At 41.2% G+C, this 18,698-nt stretch carries 14 protein-coding genes; 2 read left to right on the forward strand and 12 right to left on the reverse strand.

The window, feature by feature from the left end:
* Positions 1 to 33: 33 nt before the first annotated feature.
* From ACDJ58_RS15515 to ACDJ58_RS15560, 10 genes are all read right to left on the reverse strand, one after another.
* The gene (locus ACDJ58_RS15515) at positions 34 to 3,087 is read right to left on the reverse strand and encodes a glycosyl hydrolase (protein ID WP_413371770.1); all 3,054 of its coding nucleotides are present in this window, start codon (positions 3,085 to 3,087) and stop codon (positions 34 to 36) included.
* A 17-nt stretch (positions 3,088 to 3,104) separates the two neighbouring features.
* Positions 3,105 to 4,106 carry a glycoside hydrolase family 130 protein gene (locus ACDJ58_RS15520; protein ID WP_413371771.1) on the reverse strand — a complete coding sequence of 334 codons (1,002 nt, stop codon included), beginning with the start codon at positions 4,104 to 4,106 and terminating at the stop codon, positions 3,105 to 3,107.
* A gap of 32 nt (positions 4,107 to 4,138) precedes the next feature.
* Positions 4,139 to 4,966: a carbohydrate ABC transporter permease gene (locus tag ACDJ58_RS15525; protein WP_413371772.1), complete on the reverse strand. Its 828-nt coding sequence runs from the start codon at positions 4,964 to 4,966 to the stop codon at positions 4,139 to 4,141.
* Positions 4,967 to 4,979: 13 nt separating this feature from the next.
* On the reverse strand, positions 4,980 to 5,882 hold the full coding sequence (locus tag ACDJ58_RS15530) for a carbohydrate ABC transporter permease (RefSeq protein WP_413371773.1): 903 nt from the start codon (positions 5,880 to 5,882) through the stop codon (positions 4,980 to 4,982).
* A gap of 73 nt (positions 5,883 to 5,955) precedes the next feature.
* Entirely contained in the window at positions 5,956 to 7,320 is a 1,365-nt protein-coding gene (locus tag ACDJ58_RS15535; RefSeq protein WP_413371774.1) for an ABC transporter substrate-binding protein, read from the reverse strand.
* A gap of 173 nt (positions 7,321 to 7,493) precedes the next feature.
* Entirely contained in the window at positions 7,494 to 9,155 is a 1,662-nt protein-coding gene (locus ACDJ58_RS15540) for a response regulator (RefSeq protein WP_413371775.1), read from the reverse strand.
* Positions 9,152 to 10,831 carry a sensor histidine kinase gene (locus tag ACDJ58_RS15545; RefSeq protein ID WP_413371776.1) on the reverse strand — a complete coding sequence of 560 codons (1,680 nt, stop codon included), beginning with the start codon at positions 10,829 to 10,831 and terminating at the stop codon, positions 9,152 to 9,154. Before ACDJ58_RS15545 ends, ACDJ58_RS15540 begins: the two co-directional genes overlap by 4 nt.
* A 554-nt stretch (positions 10,832 to 11,385) precedes the next feature.
* On the reverse strand, positions 11,386 to 11,823 hold the full coding sequence (locus tag ACDJ58_RS15550) for a nucleoside 2-deoxyribosyltransferase (protein WP_413371777.1): 438 nt from the start codon (positions 11,821 to 11,823) through the stop codon (positions 11,386 to 11,388).
* A gap of 66 nt (positions 11,824 to 11,889) precedes the next feature.
* Positions 11,890 to 12,690: a Cof-type HAD-IIB family hydrolase gene (locus ACDJ58_RS15555; RefSeq protein WP_413371778.1), complete on the reverse strand. Its 801-nt coding sequence runs from the start codon at positions 12,688 to 12,690 to the stop codon at positions 11,890 to 11,892.
* A gap of 578 nt (positions 12,691 to 13,268) precedes the next feature.
* Entirely contained in the window at positions 13,269 to 14,012 is a 744-nt protein-coding gene (locus tag ACDJ58_RS15560; RefSeq protein ID WP_413371779.1) for an SDR family NAD(P)-dependent oxidoreductase, read from the reverse strand.
* 216 nt (positions 14,013 to 14,228) lie between these two features.
* On the opposite strand from ACDJ58_RS15560, the gene ACDJ58_RS15565 reads away from it, so the two are divergent.
* The gene (locus ACDJ58_RS15565) at positions 14,229 to 15,362 is read left to right on the forward strand and encodes a LuxR C-terminal-related transcriptional regulator (protein ID WP_413371780.1); all 1,134 of its coding nucleotides are present in this window, start codon (positions 14,229 to 14,231) and stop codon (positions 15,360 to 15,362) included.
* 62 nt (positions 15,363 to 15,424) lie between these two features.
* On the opposite strand, the gene ACDJ58_RS15570 is transcribed toward ACDJ58_RS15565, so the two are convergent.
* Positions 15,425 to 16,729 carry a sensor histidine kinase gene (locus ACDJ58_RS15570; protein WP_413371781.1) on the reverse strand — a complete coding sequence of 435 codons (1,305 nt, stop codon included), beginning with the start codon at positions 16,727 to 16,729 and terminating at the stop codon, positions 15,425 to 15,427.
* Positions 16,704 to 17,417, reverse strand: a complete 714-nt coding sequence (locus ACDJ58_RS15575; RefSeq protein ID WP_413371782.1) for a response regulator transcription factor — start codon at positions 17,415 to 17,417, stop codon at positions 16,704 to 16,706. Before ACDJ58_RS15575 ends, ACDJ58_RS15570 begins: the two co-directional genes overlap by 26 nt.
* Positions 17,418 to 17,750: 333 nt before the next feature.
* Here ACDJ58_RS15575 and ACDJ58_RS15580 point away from each other — a divergent pair, with 333 nt between their 5' ends.
* Positions 17,751 to 18,251, forward strand: a complete 501-nt coding sequence (locus tag ACDJ58_RS15580; protein WP_413371783.1) for a DedA family protein — start codon at positions 17,751 to 17,753, stop codon at positions 18,249 to 18,251.
* Positions 18,252 to 18,698 lie beyond the last annotated feature (447 nt).

Consider the following 18,698-nt stretch of genomic DNA (forward strand, 5'->3'; position numbering starts at 1 on the left):
AAAATCAAAAAACTTACCTATCTTCTTGCTCTTTCATGTCATCATAACTATTCGTGGTAATGTACTTAGTCCAAAGCGAACGAAAGCGTAATGAGATTGGTACAAATTGATATCTGGGTCTAGGTCTCTATCCGTCCAACCGACTGTATTTTTAAAACTGTCTGGGCCAACCTTCATTGGTTCTCCTTTCACATGATGGTGAGGCCCGAGCAAGTTTCTGCAACTGCTGGTCAACTCCAGCTCAATCAAATTCTCTCCTTGTTGGAGATATCCTGAAATATCTGCTTCATAGGGTTCCCATAAAAAGGTACGAACTTCTTGTCCGTTAATTGATAATCTTGTAACAATCGCATCCGGATGTGAGCCGTACTGCCATAGCCATGAAGCGCTATCTTCCAGATTTATTGCAACCGTCTGCATCAGTCGAATGCTGCCTGCAAAGAAAGGTAAGCCCTGACAGCCTAGATCAGTTGTCAGTACATATTGATGAGGAAGTTCTTCAAGTACAAATGGACCATCTGTATATATAACACCATGCTCTCCATTTTTATAAGGAGACTCCGATTTCACTGCAAAATGACCAACTAGATACACGCTTTCAAGCTCCGTATCAAATGTCAGCTTATTCCCCTCAGACTCAAAACTTTGAGCACGTTCCATAGCTTCATACGTTTCAGGAGAGTTCCAGAAATCCAATGTTAAGCTGATAGTATTTCGACCATGTTGAAGGAAACCACTTAGATCAATTTTCTTGAAGGATACATCTCTCCACCAATCACAGCTATGAGATGCTATCTTGCTTCCATTAATAATAATTCGCGCTTTCTCTGGATTTTCCAATACCAGATGCATTTCCCGCGTAATCATAAGATCATAGGCGATCTGAAATTCGAATTCCAATTCGACTTGAACAGGATAACCAATCTTTAATAGTTTTTCCTGGATAAAAATGAGAGGCTGCGACTCAGACCACTCACCATTCTCCAACCGATACCTGCAGGTATCCAAAGTCAAGCTATTGTGATCGATATGATCAATCTTCCATAATTCATTTAGTTGTTGATTGTTAACTTTTGAATGGTCTACTCTGAGTTCAGTTACCTGATCCACTTGCGATTGATCTTCCATCGGAACTAGTCTGATGACATAGGATTGAGCAGGGTGCAAAGTCAGTTTCAATTTGACGCCGTTACCTGCCCCAGTATAGTTTAGTGGCCTGATATCACCACTCTCCAAATCAATTAGGGACAGTGTACCCTTTCGAGGGAGAGTCACCTCTACGTCTGGATAACACTTTTCTCCGGAATTCACCAGATAATAGAGATAGGAATCTTCTAACTTAAGTGTCTGGATATTGACCATATCCGATACGATAGGGAGTCCTTCCTTGTCAACGATAGAGATCGATGGAGAAACGGTTCTGGAAACAGATTCTACCAAGGCACTGCGATTCCAATCGGGATTCACTGCAGCGTTCACTAACCGACTGATTTCTTCACTCGGTTGTCCATTGATGAGGAACGGAACAGGTTCAAATACGACTAAGCTTCCTCCTTGCAATACAAATTGATTAAGCAATTTCACCGTCATCTCACTTAAGGTCACACTCGGCGGAACAACAACCACTCGGTAACCAGCCTCACCTACAAAAAAAAGATTTCCCTCTACTTTGCCATGACGTTCAATAATTCCCTCGCTTCCATAATCATGCTCGATAAACGTTTGGCACAACCAGCGAGACAGCTGTGCAAACGATTCATGATATTGCTCAACCTCTGATGAGTTAGAACCCTCCAGTTCCACCCAAGCGGTTCGGATGGGATGTAGCAGTAATACCTCAGCTTGCCGTGCTCCTTCCACAAGGAGCATGGACAAACGGGCAAAGTAATCATTAAAGTGATAATAGTACCTCCACCAAGGCTGCTGGTAAAACAAAGATGGTGGATAATCCCGTTTACGAAGTCCCCTCAGCGAGTAGGCTTGCAAGTGTTGGCACATTAGATTCATCCCATGAACAAATTGCCATTCCCCAATCCGCTTTAAATCCTGAAAGCTGACATTCCAACCGGAACAGCCGTAACTCTCCGTGATGGCTTGCTTTTTGCCCAACTGGCGAACAACCGAGCTAACTTGCTTAGGAACAACCGGCTCTTCGCTCACAGAACGTCCAAGCCAGTCACAACCGGGGATTTGCAGATATTCATAGAATAGCAGTGGATCACCTACTGAAGTCGCTTGACTCATAAGGGTTTGCTCGTCCACAACATGACCGGTAGCTGACCATCCCCTTTGCTCGCACCACTCTCCAATTTGCTTTGCGTAGGACTCAGTAAACAATGTGGTGACACATGACCAATAATCATGCCTAATTCTGCGACAGTCCTTGGTTTCCAGGAACAGACCTGGAAGTACCTTGCGCAGCGAATACCCGTGCTGGTTCTGAAAGGCATCTTCGATTTCTAGCGACCATGGAAGATCTCCGCGTCCAAATTGCGGTTCATCCGTGAATATTCCTTTCAACACAGAGCCGAATTGATCACCGAACTCCGCCCAGTAAGCATTATAGGTGGAATCAATGAACGCAGCTACAGCCTTTTTGCTTAACGTGTCGATATAATAAGGATTCAACTCGTAATATACTCGGAAGTCAGGATTACGTGTGTCGTCAGCGGTGAGTAAATGCAGTTCTTCCTCGGACTGGACGTAGGAGGCAATCGTCACTTTATTACCTGTATTAAAAGGAGCCCTTTCATAAGCCAACCGCTTCTGTTGATAAGCCACCCCAAGTGCAGGCACCTTTCCATCAGCGAAACCGCTAGGCCAACCATTCTCATCATAGAGCCATGTTTCCATCCCAAGCTCCTGACTTTTCTCGATACAGATCTGTATGGCCTCCATCCACTCTTTTCCCATGTATGGTACAGTAAGACCACCACGAGCATGTATAAAAAAACCTCCGATTCGAGCTTTGTGCATCTCTTCGATCTGCCGTTCGAGCTCATTTTTATCCAGATCGTCATTCCAAGACCAGAATGGCACTGTACGATAATTAGCAGGAGGATGTTGCAAGAGATCCCATATAGTCATTGTCTCATCCCCTCCTGTTAACCCTTCAGACATAACTGGATCAAATCATCGATGTGGGCTGTTGCGAGACATTCAACCGTGTCTGCTGCACCATAATAAATCTTAACCTCACCATCATCTTCAAGTACCATTCCGCCTGGGAAGATAACGTTGTTACGGAAGCCTCCTTCGATCTCATAGCTAGCTTCTGGTGCCAGCAGCGGATTCTGATACATGCCGATTATTTTTTTGGGATTATCCAAATCAAGCAGCATTAAGCCTGCAGTATACCGTTTCTGCCACGATGTTTCCCACCCGTTCTTGCCTCTTGCAGGGTCAATATCAACGGCATGAAATGTAGTTAACCACCCCTGCTCTGTCTTGATGGGGGGAGCTGCAGGACCGATCTTATCATTGGCAAATGGTACATCTTCAACAGCAAGCAGCAAGTCGGAATTTCCCCAGTACCTCAAATCCGGAGATTCTGATATCCACATGTCGAATCGGTCGACTCCCCCGCGGCTGTATACTGTGAACGGCCGTTCAAGCCGCATGAATTTCCCGCCAATCTTCTCCGGGAATAGTACCATGTTTCGCAAATCCGGTGTCGACAAACTCAATATTTCAAACTCTTCAAAATCGTCGGTAACGGCCACACCACCGCGAATGCCATGGTGTGTGTCTACGGCAAAACACATATAACAGCGGCCATCAATTACAGTAAGCCTTGGGTCATAGGCGCGGATAATCTCTTGGTCATGTAGCTTAAAACACGGCTTCGGTTGTACCTCCCAATGAATCCCGTCATCGCTGAAGGCAACACCAAGATCTGTTGTATGATGAGCCTCAATCGTCTGCTGCTCCAAAGAGCCGTAGTCGTTTCGAAAAACCATCACATATTTTCCATTGAATTTCGTTACGCCTGCATTGAACACAAGTGCCGTGGGATATGGGACGCAAGAAGCATCTAGAATCGGGTTGTTCAGATAACGTTTAATTACAGAACTTGATGCGAGTTTTCCGATATAAGGTGAATTCATTTCCATTCCTCCTGATGATGTTAAGAATACTACTAGCCCTTTAAGGAGCCCGCAGTCATTTGCATAAAGGATTTGTTAGCAAAAATATAAGCAATAAGGATCGGGAGAATGGACAGGCATGCCCCCGCCATCATGAAGTGTGTCTGTGAAGCAGCCGAGATACCGTACTTCAGATTGGCTAGTCCCACGGTCAATGTCTGCAGCTCGGGTTTACTGAGCGTAAACACAAACGGAATCAGGTATTCGTTCCATGCTCCCCGGAAGGCAAACAACGCACACACACCGAGCCCAGGCGTAAGCAGCGGAATAATGATTCTCCAGAATGTTCTGCCCGGAGAGCACCCATCGATGCGTGCAGCCTCATCAAGCTCTTTGGGAATTCCGTTCATGAAACTGAGCAGGATAAAGAATGCTGAAGCATGTGTGCTGATCAGAATCAGAATTACGCCCCACAGCGTATTATGCAGATGAAGTTTAATCATCAGCTCGAATTGAGGTCGGAGAACGACGGCTCCGATCGCTACAAACATAGTAAATGCCTGGATGCTGACGTATAGTTTTTTGCCGATAAAGTCCATTCTGTTCACGACATAGGCTGCCATGGACGAGACGATTAATGTTCCTATGGTTGACGCGACGGCAACAAATACACTATTTAGTGTGTATGTTGAAAAATTCGCCTGTTTCCATGCTTCGATATAGTTGGTGAACTGCCAAATAGCTGGAAGAATAGTCGCTCCGGCAGTAAGTTCGGCATTCGTTTTAAAGGAACCGAGCAGGGTGATAATTATAGGAAACAGCGTTAGAAATGCGACCACTAGCAGAAACGCCCACAGTACGGTATTCCATGCGATTCTCATGAACGTTCCTCCCTTATTCGTTATGACTCATCCGTTTGGATCCATAAAAGTAAAGTATCGTGATGATGCCGACAATAACAGCGGTGACAAAAGCCACAGCACTACCATAGCCAAATTCTTGAATTTGTGTAGATGCCGTGGAACCCGCAGGCGGGAAAAACAATTTATATACATATAAAAACATGACATTGGTTTTTCCAATTGGCCCGCCATCGGTCATCACCATAATACTCTCATAACCTTTTAGCGCATTAATAATGGCTAGCATAATTATCATTTGCATGACAGGGCCCAGCATTGGAATGGTAATGTAGCGAAATTGTTGGAATTTGTTAGCCCCATCTAGAGCAGAACTCTCGTACACATCTTCCGGGATATTTTGAAGGCCTGCTAAAAACAAAAGCATGTAGTTCCCAACCGCCCCCCATACAGCAACGAGGATGATCGTCAGCATAGCATAATCAACGCCCAGCCAATCAATGGCACTGCCGATCAATTTATATTTCAGAAGGAACTGATTGAGGATGCCATTATACGAGTTAAAAATGGTGAAAAATACGACCGCCATAACTGCTGTACTAATGATCGTAGGCATAAATATAATGGCTCTTAGCAGATTTCTCCCTTTAATTTTCCAATTCAGAATGACGGCTAATATCAGAGCAAGCGGTATCGATAGCAGGAGTTTGCCTCCAGCATAAACGAACGTGTTGGCTACTGAATCCCAGAACTGATGATCTGTCATGACTCGTTCTAGATTTGCCAGTCCTACAAATTGTGCAGTCCCAAACCCTTTGTAATCGTAAAACATATATCTCATGGCCCACATAATCGGGTAAATACCCAGAACAATGGTTAGAATATAGCTGGGCAAAAGAAAGCTGTATGAAAAAGCTAGATTCTTTGCTTTATTCATATCCTCTCAACTCCTTGCAATCTCTATATGATTTAATGAAGGATGGAGCATGCCCCACCCTTTGAAAACACCTCTATTTTACGTACTTTCCTGCAAGTTCCGCTGGATCGAAATCCGCAATAGGCTCGGCTTTCACGTCACCACTTGCAATTGCTGTATCCAAAGCGGCATTATAACGTGTATTCAAATCGTTGATAATAGAATCTAGATTACCTCCGCTTAGGATGTACTTTACGAAGGCGTCGTCAGACTTCATACCATGTACCGGCACGGTTGGGTAGACCGGCCAGACACCGTCGTACTTGTTGGGCAGGAAACCTTCTATACCTTTAACCTCTGGCGTTGCTGCAACAGCGCTTACTGAAGGAACCATGGATATTCCAAAGCCATTCTCTTGATATTGTTGAAGGACAGATTCATTATACATATACTCAAGGAACTTCCAAGCTGCTTCCTTATTTTCGGTCTCTGAACTTATTGCCAGCCATTGGCCCCCTAGGAATCCAGAAGCACCATTGAAATTGCCGTCAATGGAAGGTACAGGTGCTGCGGCCCAATCGATTTTGGCTGGAAATTGAGATTGGTAGACCCCCGCTTCAGCAGAAAAGGACAAGTACATTCCGATTTTCCCTTCAGCGAATTGAGCGCGTAATGGATCAATGTCAAGCGACTCGACACCCGGCAACATACTTCCGTCATCCTTGATTTGCTTAAATGCTTCCATAATGGATTTAAAGCCGCTATAGTCATATCGAGCTGTCTTAAAATCATAACCATACCCTCCATAACCACTTACTTCTGCAATAACACGGGCAGATCGGCCCAAGGCGCTGGAAGGACTCTTGAAATTCTGTGCGAAACCGTAGGCTCCGTTTGACTTACCCACTTCCGTAATTTTCTTGGCTGCCTCGACCAACTCATTCAATGTCGTCGGTGGTTTTTCAATACCCGCTTTGGCGAAAAGCTCTTTATTGTAAATCAGACGCATCGTTGTACCATAGTTCGGCAAGCTATAGCGTTTTCCATCGAAGCTGTTCAGATCCTCCATAACAGGAAATGTATCTTTTATTTCTTCTGTGAGGAACTCGTCAATTGGAGCAAGGAACCCTTTCTTATAGAAAGTCTGTATGGTGTTTTCTTTAACACGAATGATATCCGGTGGCTCTGAAGTCTGAAAAGACATATCTAGTGCTTGATCGAAATCGTCTCCCTTGATGACCAGTTCCACCTCAATGTTATCCTTATTCGTTTCATTGAATTTATCGATCGTCTCTTTCACAAACTCAGAATCGTGGCGGTCTCCAGTCCAGTAGGTGATCTTGGTTTTAGCTGATGTTCCGGTTCCTTTTTCTGTGGATTCAGGACTACTGCAAGCTGCGAGACTTCCCGTGAGAACGATACACAGTGCAGTTAGAAGGAATTTCTTGCTTAACTTCATACATATTACCTCCCTTTTTTATCTAATAACTCTCTTTCTCCTCCATTATAGTTTCTTGTAATCGTTTACATAATGCGGTAAACCACACATCAAGGGCAGGTTTTCTTATGAATCTGTCATTAAAAAACTAGCCCTGCATCCGAAACTCACGGAAACAAGGCTACTCTTACGAATTATGATTGCTTATGAGCAAGATCTAAAGGTTGACTGATCTTCCCCGTACTATATAGCTTGAATTCAGATGGGGTCATATTGGTATGCTTCTTGAAAATTTCGCTAAAATAACGGCGATGCTCATATCCTAATTCCCTTGCAATCTCCTGTACCTGATAATCATCGATCAGCATCTCTTTAGCCTTTTCCATTCTCTGATGGATCACGAATTGCTGAAATGAAATATTCAGTACTTTTTTAAATAAATTCGAAAAATATCCGGGACTTAAATTGAACTGCTTTGCACAATAATCAAGAGATAAATTTAAATGTAAATTGGCACATATGTAATCCTTCGCCTGATAGATCAACTTAGTTGATTCATCCGAGCGTTCCTGCTCAATCCAAGAACACGCTTCAAGACAGAGTTCTCTCACCGTATCCCGCATAATCTGAAATGTAATTACACCTGTACGCTTCACATGGTTCCATTGTTCTTCAAGTCTCTTCACGCGATCGGGCGGGAATTGTTCTAACATGACTCGACATATTTTGGATGACAATTCATAGCATAGATTGTCGACTTGTTGCGGTTTGGGAAGCGGATCTCGCTGCAATAGATCATTGAAGATTTGCTCTAGGATAAGCCGACATTTTTCCCGATTGCCCGAGCGTAGAGCCATGAGAAACTCGTGCTCAGTTGACGCAGTATAATTAAGCAGTGTTTTCTCGTCTTCGGATATGCCTGAATAACTGTTAACACCATTACCATCTGAATAGAAGTGATAGGCCAGAGCACTTAAAGCTTGCTCATATGAATCCGGTAATTCATCGATAGAAGTAACACAACTACCAATACCAATTGAGATGGTAGAGTTCGTGAATTGATAAATATTCAACCTGCATGCTTCAGAAATTTGCTCTGCCATTATCATATCTTCACAATTAATTAAACAGACAAATCGATTTAACGCTTCGCTAAAAACAACACCACCACTAATAAAAGCTGCGATGGTTTCCTCCAAAATATTTCGAAGGCTGAACCTGATCAATTCGACTTCCCGTGCAGGTTGTGCTTTATATTTGTCCATGAAACGGTCTAGCTCTACGATAAAGAGGTTGAAATTTTGAGGGGCAAGTTGAATGCCGAGTGTTTGCCATTTCTGAAAAGCAGCGTCAGCATTCGTCCTGTGATGAACAAGCAAGGACAAATACTCCTGCTGCAATACCGGTAAACTCTTCCTTACCTGTTGCTCCATTTCAATTGCCTTACTCTGGCCCTGCCGTTCTTCTTCGAATGCAGCCTTTGCTTTCAACACGACCTGAATGATTTCATCTATAGAGAAAGGTTTCTTTACAAAATCAAATGCACCTAAACGAATCGCTTGTCTTGTAAATGAGAAATCGGTATACGCGCTGAGAATGACAATTTTCGTGGAGGGAGCGCTTACGAGAATTTCCTGCGTCATGGCCAACCCATCCTTTTTGGGCATCCGTATGTCTGTAAGAACAATATCAGGTTTGGTTTCTTTCACCAGTCGAATACCCTCCTCACCATCGAGGGCCGTACCAACCACTTCAATGTGATGTTCTCCCCAAGGCGGCTTCTGAGAAATCATATCGACTACACTTCGAATATCATCAATGATGCATAATTTAATCCGTTGGGGTTCATTTATCATGGTTCAACTTCTCCTTCTCTAATCGGAATCCAAATGTCAGTTCTCGATCCTTTGCCAGGAAGGCTGCAGAGTTCGATTCGCGCTTCTTCTCCATAAAACAGGTTGAGCCGATTCACGATATTGTTCAGAGCATAACCCTTCTTGGAGACTGGCGGCTGCAACATCGCTTGACTTACCATCGCCGCATCCATGCCCACACCATTATCCTCAATAATCAGATGAACCAAATTGTTTTGCCTGTCCACCTGTAAATGAATCTGACCTCCGAAAGTAATGTCCTTAAAGCCATGTTGGATACTATTTTCCACAATCGGCTGCAAGAGAATCTTTGGCAAAAGGCAGTTCAGCACAGATTCATCCAGTACGGTAACTTCAAGCTCAAACAGCCCTTCATAGCATTTTTGTTGAATCAGACAATACTGCTCTGCGTGCAACAATTCATCTTGGAGCGTGTTCCAGTCCTTCCCTCCGCTCAAGCCAAGCTGAAACATCTGGGACAAGGATAGAATCATCTCATTGACTTCCTCATTTTCCCCCAGGACTGATTTGCAATAGATCGTATTAAGAGTGTTATACAAAAAGTGTGGTTCCATTTGCGCAGTTAAAGCTCGCATCTCTGCCTTACGTTTTCCGGATTCGCTCAACTTTACATCATCGATGAGTCGGTTAATTTCATCCAACATGCGGTTGAACTGGAATCCGACCTGAGCAACTTCGTCGGAGGAACGGCTGGTAAAGCGAACATTCAGACGGTTATTCTCTACTTCACGCATAAGTCGCTGAAGTTTATATAGGGGATTTAGCAACAGCGCCGTTAGTTTATTGGTTAAAAGGCTAGTGAACAGCAGGAAGAAAAGCATAATATACAGGGTGGTACGCTTTACTCCGTTCATTTGTTCAAGCAGTGTATCCTTCTGTTGAATACCGAACAGGCTCCAATCTTTGACTACTGTTGATCTTGTGTAATTAACCAAGTAATCGGTTTCATCGAACTTATGAAAGAAAGAGCCCTGATTACTCTCAGATACATTGTACAAGAAGGGTTTATCTTTCATTAGATTATGGCTGGATGACCATGAAGTCCGGATTACTTCCTCGCCTTTGGAATCGATTACAAAATAATCGCTATCATCATTTGAAGAATGTTTGTTAACCAGCCCAATTAATCCACTCTCATTAACATTCACGACAATAAATACATTTGTGTTGGGGACATTCTCTTGAGTTCCCTTTGTAACAAATGAAATGGCACGCTTGTTCCCAGTAAAAAGCTTATCCGTATGCCCTTTTATCCACTTCCCACCATAATTCTCAATCATATCGTAATACATACTGGATTCATAAAAGGACTGTGTCTGAGAACGTCTTTGTGAAATGGGATAAAAATCTCCAATGGGCGTAGCAATAAGTATGCTTTCGATTAGAGGTTCGTTGAAATAAACCTGTGAAAACACATATTGGAGCTCGGACAAATGCACATAGTAATTAGAGATATCGTTACTCTGTACATCCAGCATCATATCCTTGAAGGCATAACTAAAGGTCAGTGAACGAATGGAGTTGGAAATCCCCGTTAATTTGTCGTCCAGAATTTGAGTCGTTTTGTTTACGGTTTCTTGACTAGTCTCAAATGCGTTCTTCTGGAGCTCCTTGGATGCAATCCAATAAGTTGTCATGCCCACTGCCCCGATTGCAAGCGTTATCATAGTGATGATAGATAAGCGAATTCTCTGTTTGAAGGAGCTGCTGTAAATCAAACGATTGAATTTGTCGGTGATACGATCTGCCCACAGTCGTCTCATAAATTTCCATATCAACCTCTCTTGAAAATAAAAGAAGTCTTGCCGAGATTAGACTAATCTATTTGCGAATCATTTTAGTCATTTTACATTAAAATATCAATTTAGCAATAGATTGTTCATATCGATAAGGATTAATTATAAATGGTCCGCAACCGGAATAACTCCTGAACTATGGCCAAAATGTTGCCCAGCTCCGAATTTCACATCAGTATCTTTCGCCACAAGATCTTTGTATAACTCTTTGTTTAGCCCGGCGTAACCCCACTCTCGTTCGATCAAAGCTTTCCCTCTATTGTGCAGTGAACGCCTTGATAAGCTCTTTCTTGATTGCTGGTCCGTCCGTTCATCACATTTTCTATTTTTTTGAATACTTGTTACTATAGGCGATGAGATATGTCTCTGTTGAGTCTTCTACAGCAATCATATATCTACACTGTTTTCGTTTTTGATTTTAAATAGTTTTGTGCCTGATCTAATTGCCCTTTGAGTTCTTCCACATTATGACAAACAACTGAAGAATTCATCAACATGAGTTGTCCCCATTGATTGATATTGAATTCACCTTCAAGTAGACAAAAAATAGGTTTCTTATGCGCATAAGCATAACCAATCTCCCAAAAGGCATCACTTAAATTCAAGTCATTGTTGTTTAAAACAGCGACAAACATATCACATTCTTCTATCGCCTTAACTGCAAATTTGAACATTTCATCTCCACTTTTTGAGTGTACAGATTGAGTTTCTATGTCTCTATGCGGTAGATGTGTTGTTAAGAAGTGTGCTTCCATAATCGTATTTAACTGTTCCAACTTCCGTCGTTCCTCAGAAGTAAGTACAGAGCCTGACAAATATACATTTTTACGCAAATATCCCACGCTCCTTTTCACATGCTTCGTCATATAGTAATTTCTATTTGAATGTTTAGAGCAGTCCTACTGTAAATCCATCATTTTTTGAATGGTTGTAAGAACGCCGTTTTCTTCATTAGATTTTGTGATGAAACTTGCTGCTTTTTTGGTGTTCTCGCAAGCATTGCTAACAGCAAAGCTGTATTTAGCAATTGCCATCAGTTCAACATCGTTTTCTCCATCACCGAACGACATCGTTTCCTCCGGGGTCACCCCCAGCATATCCTGTAATTTTTTTACCGTTTCACCTTTATGGGTATGAAGAGCAGTAATATCCAGCCATCTGGCTTCAGAGTCGACAATATAGATTTGGCCATTTAACGTTTGTTCTACATGTTTTCTAAGCATTGTGCTTCTGCCTTGTGTATCAAATACGGTTATTTTGATAAAATCACTATCGATTTCGGAGAAGGATTCCATTTTTATGACTTGTTCATAAGAGCCCTTAACTACGTTGTACATATCATCAGAGATAGAGGAATGTACGTATGCTGCATCGCTTGCACATACAATGATTGTCATTTGGGGATCAAAACCTTGAATTTCTTCAATGGCTCGCAGAACGAGTGTGCGATCAATGCTAAACTCTTTGACGACTTTTCCATCTTTCTTGATTCTGGCCGCGCTATCTCCAAGAATCCAAATTCCTTTCCCATGGTCACCAAACAACTTTTCTACTCGTTCACACTGTTTTCCCGTGCAGGCAACAAACGTTATTCCTTTCTTTTGCATTTCTTCATACACTTCATTAAAAAGTTCAATATCAAACGAACCTTGATTATTCAAAAATGTTCCGTCCAGATCAGTTACTACGAGTCTAATCATTTAAAATCCTCCGAATTCAAGTTGGATTTATTATTGAGTTCTTTGTTGAATACAGGTTTACTCATCTTTAAAATAGTTTTTGTCTTTATAAAGAGTGCTTATTAAGTGTCCATGGCAATTCCTTTAGCTATTCAAAGAGATCATTAATTGATCGAATTGGCTTCACTTCAATAGGCTGACTCGACAATTTCAAAGTCGCATAAACCCCAATCCAAATGATAGCTGCTAAAATAATATATACCATGACTCTCACCTCCTGTATCTAAATGCAAACCAGAAAAAAATCATCCCATATTCATTGAGTATGATGAATACAAGCAGATTTAGTAAAACACGCACTTAGAGCCTAGATCCTTCCAATGTGGTCAGCTCTTTCTATAACCCTCTTTATAAAACAACTTTATAAAGTCAGTATGCAGGAAACTTTAATGCTCTGTCAAAGGGTAATTTAGGAATCTTCTATAGGCTACGCCGTATGTAAAAGAAAACCTCTAAATCAATGAAGAAGTCTTCAATGATTAGAGGTTTATTTCGATTTGATAATCTGTTTTCAGATACCATCTTTTATCTGACCAAAATTAATGTGCGGTATAACCTCCATCAACAAGCAAGGTCGTACCATTCACGAAACTAGCATCATCGCTGGCTAAAAACAACACAGCTTTTGCTACTTCTTCTGGTCGGCCAAGTCTGCCCTGTGGATGAAGTGAAGTTAAATATTCTTTGCTTTTTTCATCTACGTTCTTCAACAGAGGCGTTTCAATGTATCCAGGACATACCGCGTTGACCCGGATTCCCTTGCTTGCATACGCAGTACATAAATTCTGAGTTAACAGTTTAACGCCTCCTTTTGCCGAGGCATAAGCTGTTGTTTTAGGCAATGCAACAAAGCTGTGTATCGAGCCAGCATTAACAATAACTCCGCCATTTCCTTGCTTAAGGAACTGCTCAATAGCATATTTATCGGAAAGAAATACACCTGACAAGTTAATATCGATCGTTCGTTTCCATTTATCATATGACAATACATCAGCGGTTTCGTCATCGGCAACCCCTGCATTTGCATACATAATATCCAGCTTACCGTATTTCTCAACAGTTTCATTAATCATGTGCTTAATATCTTCTTCTTTAGTCACATCTGTTTTGACAAATAACGTATCATGACCTTCCCCATTGAGTTCGGCAGCTAGTTCTTTACCATGTTCAGAGAAGTCAGCAATGACCACTTTTGCTCCTTCTTTTGCGAAAAGGCGAACGGTGGCTTCACCAATTCCACTAGCACCACCTGTAACAATAGCTACTTTTTCATGTAATTTCATAAGATTCAACCGCTCCATTTCATCATCAGTTATATATCCATATTTTGCCCATTCATTAAGATCTTATCAATCCTAATTGGACTCAAAAGACTCAAGAACTTGTACTCCTCAATATTACTCCTTTAATTTTGAAATACTATCCTATAAAGTTCTGTGTAATAATGGATTGTATACCCCCCATTTGTAGGGTATTTCATTTGAAGGGAACGGCTTATTATGACACAAAATTTTCATCCATATACTGAAATGACTTTTCAGGAATTTGTATTATTTTTCAAAACGCATAGTAAACAGCTCGAAGAAAACACAAACATTTACCTGATCGCGGAAGCTAATATCTCTGAGACACATCGGAACGAAACGGAAGTACTGATGAGATCTTTTTTCCAGATGTTTACTTATTCAGACTTGGATCATATGGATAATCATTATTCTTCTTATTTGGATACCTGGGTTCAATCCCAGCTAACTATTTTAAATATGGCAAGCTTACAATGGCTTCAAATTATATTGGAAAAAGCTTTGCTGACACTATTAATCCAATTGAAACATCAGCGGATGATGGACCCGCTCATGTTCCTGTTATCTGTCTTCTCGTATCTGATGTATAGCTTTCATAAGTGGGCTGATACGGAGTCTGGTAATCATGAAACGGAGGAAAATGACGAATTAAAAAAACTGCGTTTGCTGGACCAATTAAACCAACTCCTAGTCAGTTCTTCCGGAGCTTCAGATCTAGCCTTTATCCTGAAAAAATGTGAGAAGTATTTCAATTATAAACGCTGTGTCTTCTATGCATATGTACCTTGGTCCAACCAGTTTTATGGGGTCATCGGCGAAGAACTTCCGAAAATTCAGAGTATGAAAGGACAATTGACCGAGCAAAATCTAATCTTCAACTCTAAAAGACCGATCTATTTGAAAAATCCAAAACCTTATCTAAGAGACGAGCATATCCAGTTATTTCAGTTGTCTTCGATTATATTTATACCGATTGCCCACGAGCATCAATTGTATGGCTGGGTCACTTTTGACCAAATGGGAGATTCATTTGATTGCACGAAGGGTGAGCTGGATTTGCTTGAACAAGTGGGAAAGAGGCTTGGTTTGTTTTTATCTAGGAAAGAGAAGGAAAACACCGCCAAAACGATGGCCATCGCCTTAACAGAAAGAGAGTCTACCGTTCTCGAACTTCTAGCGGAAGGTTATGATAACAAGAAAATCGCTTCCTTGTTGTTCCTCAGCGAGTATACAGTAAGAGATTACGTAAGCAGCTTGATGACCAAGCTGCGTGCAAAAAATCGGACACAGGTCGTTGCCTATGCTTTCCGTTGGGGATTATTGAGTTAGTTCCATTCGTTAAAAAATAAGATCACCCACATGTGTATCATGTTAGTGATCTTATTTTTCTTTCAGCGCTTCTTAGGTAAATGCACAATAACGTTGAATTGATCGCCGTGAATCTCGACTTTGATCTGCCCTCCATGCAACTCAACGATGCTTTTCACAATAGCCAGACCTAGTCCCGAGCCCTCTGTCTGACGGGATTCGTCTGCTCTTTTGAAACGTTCGAACAGTTCTTCCGCGTCAAAATCAATCTCATAGGCAGAGGTGTTTTGAATTTTGAATCTTACCAGATCATCAGTCTCGTCCAAATAAATATAGATTCGGGTTCCTGGAAGCGAATATTTCTGCGCGTTGCTAATTAAATTTTCGAATACACGCCATATTTTATTACCGTCCAAATGCGCATGGATCGGGAACTTGGCAATCCTCTCCCGCATTTCGAGCGACTCCTGTCCCATATGAGTGTTGGATTCCGCTATCGCTTGTGTCAATAACGTTGCCACATCGACGTACTCCATATCCAGCTCTATTGTACCGCTGGCCATCTTAGAGATATCGAACAGGTCTTCAATTAACAGTTTCAGTCGAAGCGACTTGCGCTCCAGCGTTTCAATATAGCCTCGGGTTGTCTCCGAAGAATGATTTTCTTTTTTTAATAAATCGACATAGTTGATAATCGAAGTAAGCGGAGTCTTCAAATCATGCGATACGTTGGTTATCAGTTCCGTTTTTAACCGCTCGCTTTTCATTTGATGTTCCAATGCGCTTTGGTACCCGGCTTTCATATTGTTAATATAGCCAGCAAGTTCAGATAGGGAATCGTTTCCGGCAGTATCTTGAATTGAATTCTGAATATTCCCTTCGGATATCTTTTTACTTCCATTGATGATGGCGATGAAACGTCTAAGCTTGGAGAGCATATAAGGAACCACAAACAGCACAAATAGCAACAAATAAAGGATGAGCCATCCCTCACCGTAATATGTGACTGCCTCCCAAAAACAAATACCGGTTAATGCAATCAGCAGAAACATAATAATGAGGCCAAACGTTAGTCTCCCGTTTTGCAGACTGGCTCTAAAACCGGTTCTCCAAATATAAAAGTAATCTAGCAACACACTGCCATCCCAGAAGGTACGTTTATTATGAGGCGCCTTAAAATAACGAAACAGTCTGGCTACCAACAAACCCAAGATAATAATGGAAAGCAGTTCCAAAATAAAACGTGAAGTTGAAAATCTCAGACCCACCCCCAAGTATGAATACTCGTTAATAAGTAAGAAGATCCCTAAAATAACTGCGATGATGAGGACAAGAGGGTCAATTCCAATCGTTCGATCCGCTTTACTTTTTCTCGATTTTGTATCCAATTCCCCATACCACCTTCAAATATTTTGGGTCTTTAGGATTGATCTCAATTTTTTCACGAATGTTTCTCACATGTACGGCAACCGTATTCTCTGAAGCAAAAACCGGCTCATTCCACACGCGTTCATAAATTTCTTCAATGGAGAAAACTCTGCCCTTGTTCTCCATCAACAGCTCCAAAATTTTGTATTCCTTCGCGGTCAGTCTAACGTCCGCTCCATCCACCTCAACAGTTTTCGAGCTTTTGTTCAACACGAGTCCTTTTACTTGAATGATCTCTTCCCCGATGGAGTGAAAGGAACCTAAATTCGTAAACCGGCGTAGCTGAGATCGGACTCTAGCGACCAGTTCCAAGGGATTAAACGGTTTCGTTATATAATCGTCAGCTCCAACGTTGAGTCCCAAAATCTTGTCACTATCCTCCGATTTGGCGGAAAGCATAATGATCGGTATATTTTTATCTTCACGAATTTTAAATGTCGTCTTGATCCCATCAAGCTGCGGCATCATGATGTCCATGATAATAAGATGAATCGTTTCATGTTCAAGGATCTCCAGTGCCTCCAATCCGTTAGAGGCCGTAAATACATCTACATCATTGCTTTTTAAGTAAATAATGAGAGCTTCTCGAATTTCCGGCTCATCGTCTACAACAAGAATCTTATTTATTTCCATATTTCTCACCTTCATCGCGTAATTGCTCCTACAACTCTACAATACTTTCTGCGGAGGCACCAGTTATGTAAAGCGAATACATTTTTCCATTTTCGATTCATCAGATCATCATACACAATCTACATGAAAAATCTCTGGTATAAAAACGAAGGAATTTATGAAGTTTTTATACATCGATAGATAAGTGATTGAGACCTTAGTGAATCTCATGGCCAATGTTTATCCAATATGGTCATGCGGTTCATTTTTTTTCACTGCAACTTCTTTAGATTTTCTTTAGAAATACTCTAATCAATTCCTTATTTTTTCTCGTTAAGATACATCTATCCACATGAGGAGTTGAAAAAAATGATTGTTCATAACGTGCTAGATCTTGTCCATCAGTATGGTTACCTTTTCTTTTTTCTCGCCTTCTCCCTAGGCCCATTCGGAATCCCAATTCCTAATGAAGTAACCATTCTTACCAGTGCCGTTCTAAGTCGCTCGGGTTTTATCAATCACTGGGCTGCCTATATCAGTATTCTGATTGGTCTGATAACAGCGATCACAATTGCTTATTTTACAGGCAAATTATTCGGCCACAAATTTAAGAATAAATTCTCACACAATAAGCACTATCTCATAGCCGAATCCATTTTAAGAAAAAGAGGCCATGTAGCGATGTGTATCGGAATGTTTATCCCGGTTGTGCGTTATTTCATGCCTTTGCTCATTGGAGTGAGCGGTATTCATTATACAAAATTTGCTCTTATAACATACTCCAGCGCTCTACTCTGGACGATCACTTTTTTTTGTTTAGGAAATTTTTTTGGAATCCCAATCTTATCAATGCTGGAGGACATACAATGAAATCAAAACACAAAAGTTTTATTATTTGAAATGGATCAGACGATGCGCAGTATTTTACAAAATGAACAAAAATTTATTATTGAAAAATTAAATTTGCACCTCTGAATATTCCCTTCGCATACGTTTATGTGTGTCCTAAAAAGAAAACTCCTTTGTAATTTCTCAAACTGCATTCGAGGGTAAATAAAAAACCAGTGAATGAATTAAAATTTCACTGGTTTTCTCATTTTGTTAGCACGGATTCTTTCAATACATAGGATACCTAAGGTTACCGGAACCATTCATGAAAAAGAATATCTGAAAAGCCGAGAGATGCTGTTCCTAGCAATCCAAGATACATCGTCCATAAAAAGTAAACCACTTACATTCCTCATTTTTGTATTTTTTTATAAATTTCATTTCTCCTTTTATACCTTTTGCATTATAGCCAATCATTTTCGCAATTGA

The organism is Paenibacillus taichungensis, assembly GCF_047302525.1.
GTDB classification, from domain to species: Bacteria; Bacillota; Bacilli; order Paenibacillales; family Paenibacillaceae; genus Paenibacillus; species Paenibacillus taichungensis_B.

What these genes read in the sequence shown, in the direction of transcription:
- ACDJ58_RS15530 (WP_413371773.1), bottom strand. Translation starts at nt 5,882, where the DNA reads ATGAATAAAGCAAAGAATCTAGCTTTTTCATACAGCTTTCTTTTGCCC.
- ACDJ58_RS15560 (WP_413371779.1), bottom strand. Translation starts at nt 14,012, where the DNA reads ATGAAATTACATGAAAAAGTAGCTATTGTTACAGGTGGTGCTAGTGGA.
- ACDJ58_RS15540 (WP_413371775.1), bottom strand. Translation starts at nt 9,155, where the DNA reads ATGATAAATGAACCCCAACGGATTAAATTATGCATCATTGATGATATT.
- ACDJ58_RS15575 (WP_413371782.1), bottom strand. Translation starts at nt 17,417, where the DNA reads ATGAAGGTGAGAAATATGGAAATAAATAAGATTCTTGTTGTAGACGAT.
- ACDJ58_RS15565 (WP_413371780.1), top strand. Translation starts at nt 14,229, where the DNA reads ATGACACAAAATTTTCATCCATATACTGAAATGACTTTTCAGGAATTT.
- ACDJ58_RS15515 (WP_413371770.1), bottom strand. Translation starts at nt 3,087, where the DNA reads ATGACTATATGGGATCTCTTGCAACATCCTCCTGCTAATTATCGTACA.
- ACDJ58_RS15520 (WP_413371771.1), bottom strand. Translation starts at nt 4,106, where the DNA reads ATGAATTCACCTTATATCGGAAAACTCGCATCAAGTTCTGTAATTAAA.
- ACDJ58_RS15535 (WP_413371774.1), bottom strand. Translation starts at nt 7,320, where the DNA reads ATGAAGTTAAGCAAGAAATTCCTTCTAACTGCACTGTGTATCGTTCTC.
- ACDJ58_RS15555 (WP_413371778.1), bottom strand. Translation starts at nt 12,690, where the DNA reads ATGATTAGACTCGTAGTAACTGATCTGGACGGAACATTTTTGAATAAT.
- ACDJ58_RS15580 (WP_413371783.1), top strand. Translation starts at nt 17,751, where the DNA reads ATGATTGTTCATAACGTGCTAGATCTTGTCCATCAGTATGGTTACCTT.
- ACDJ58_RS15525 (WP_413371772.1), bottom strand. Translation starts at nt 4,966, where the DNA reads ATGAGAATCGCATGGAATACCGTACTGTGGGCGTTTCTGCTAGTGGTC.
- ACDJ58_RS15545 (WP_413371776.1), bottom strand. Translation starts at nt 10,831, where the DNA reads ATGACAACTTATTGGATTGCATCCAAGGAGCTCCAGAAGAACGCATTT.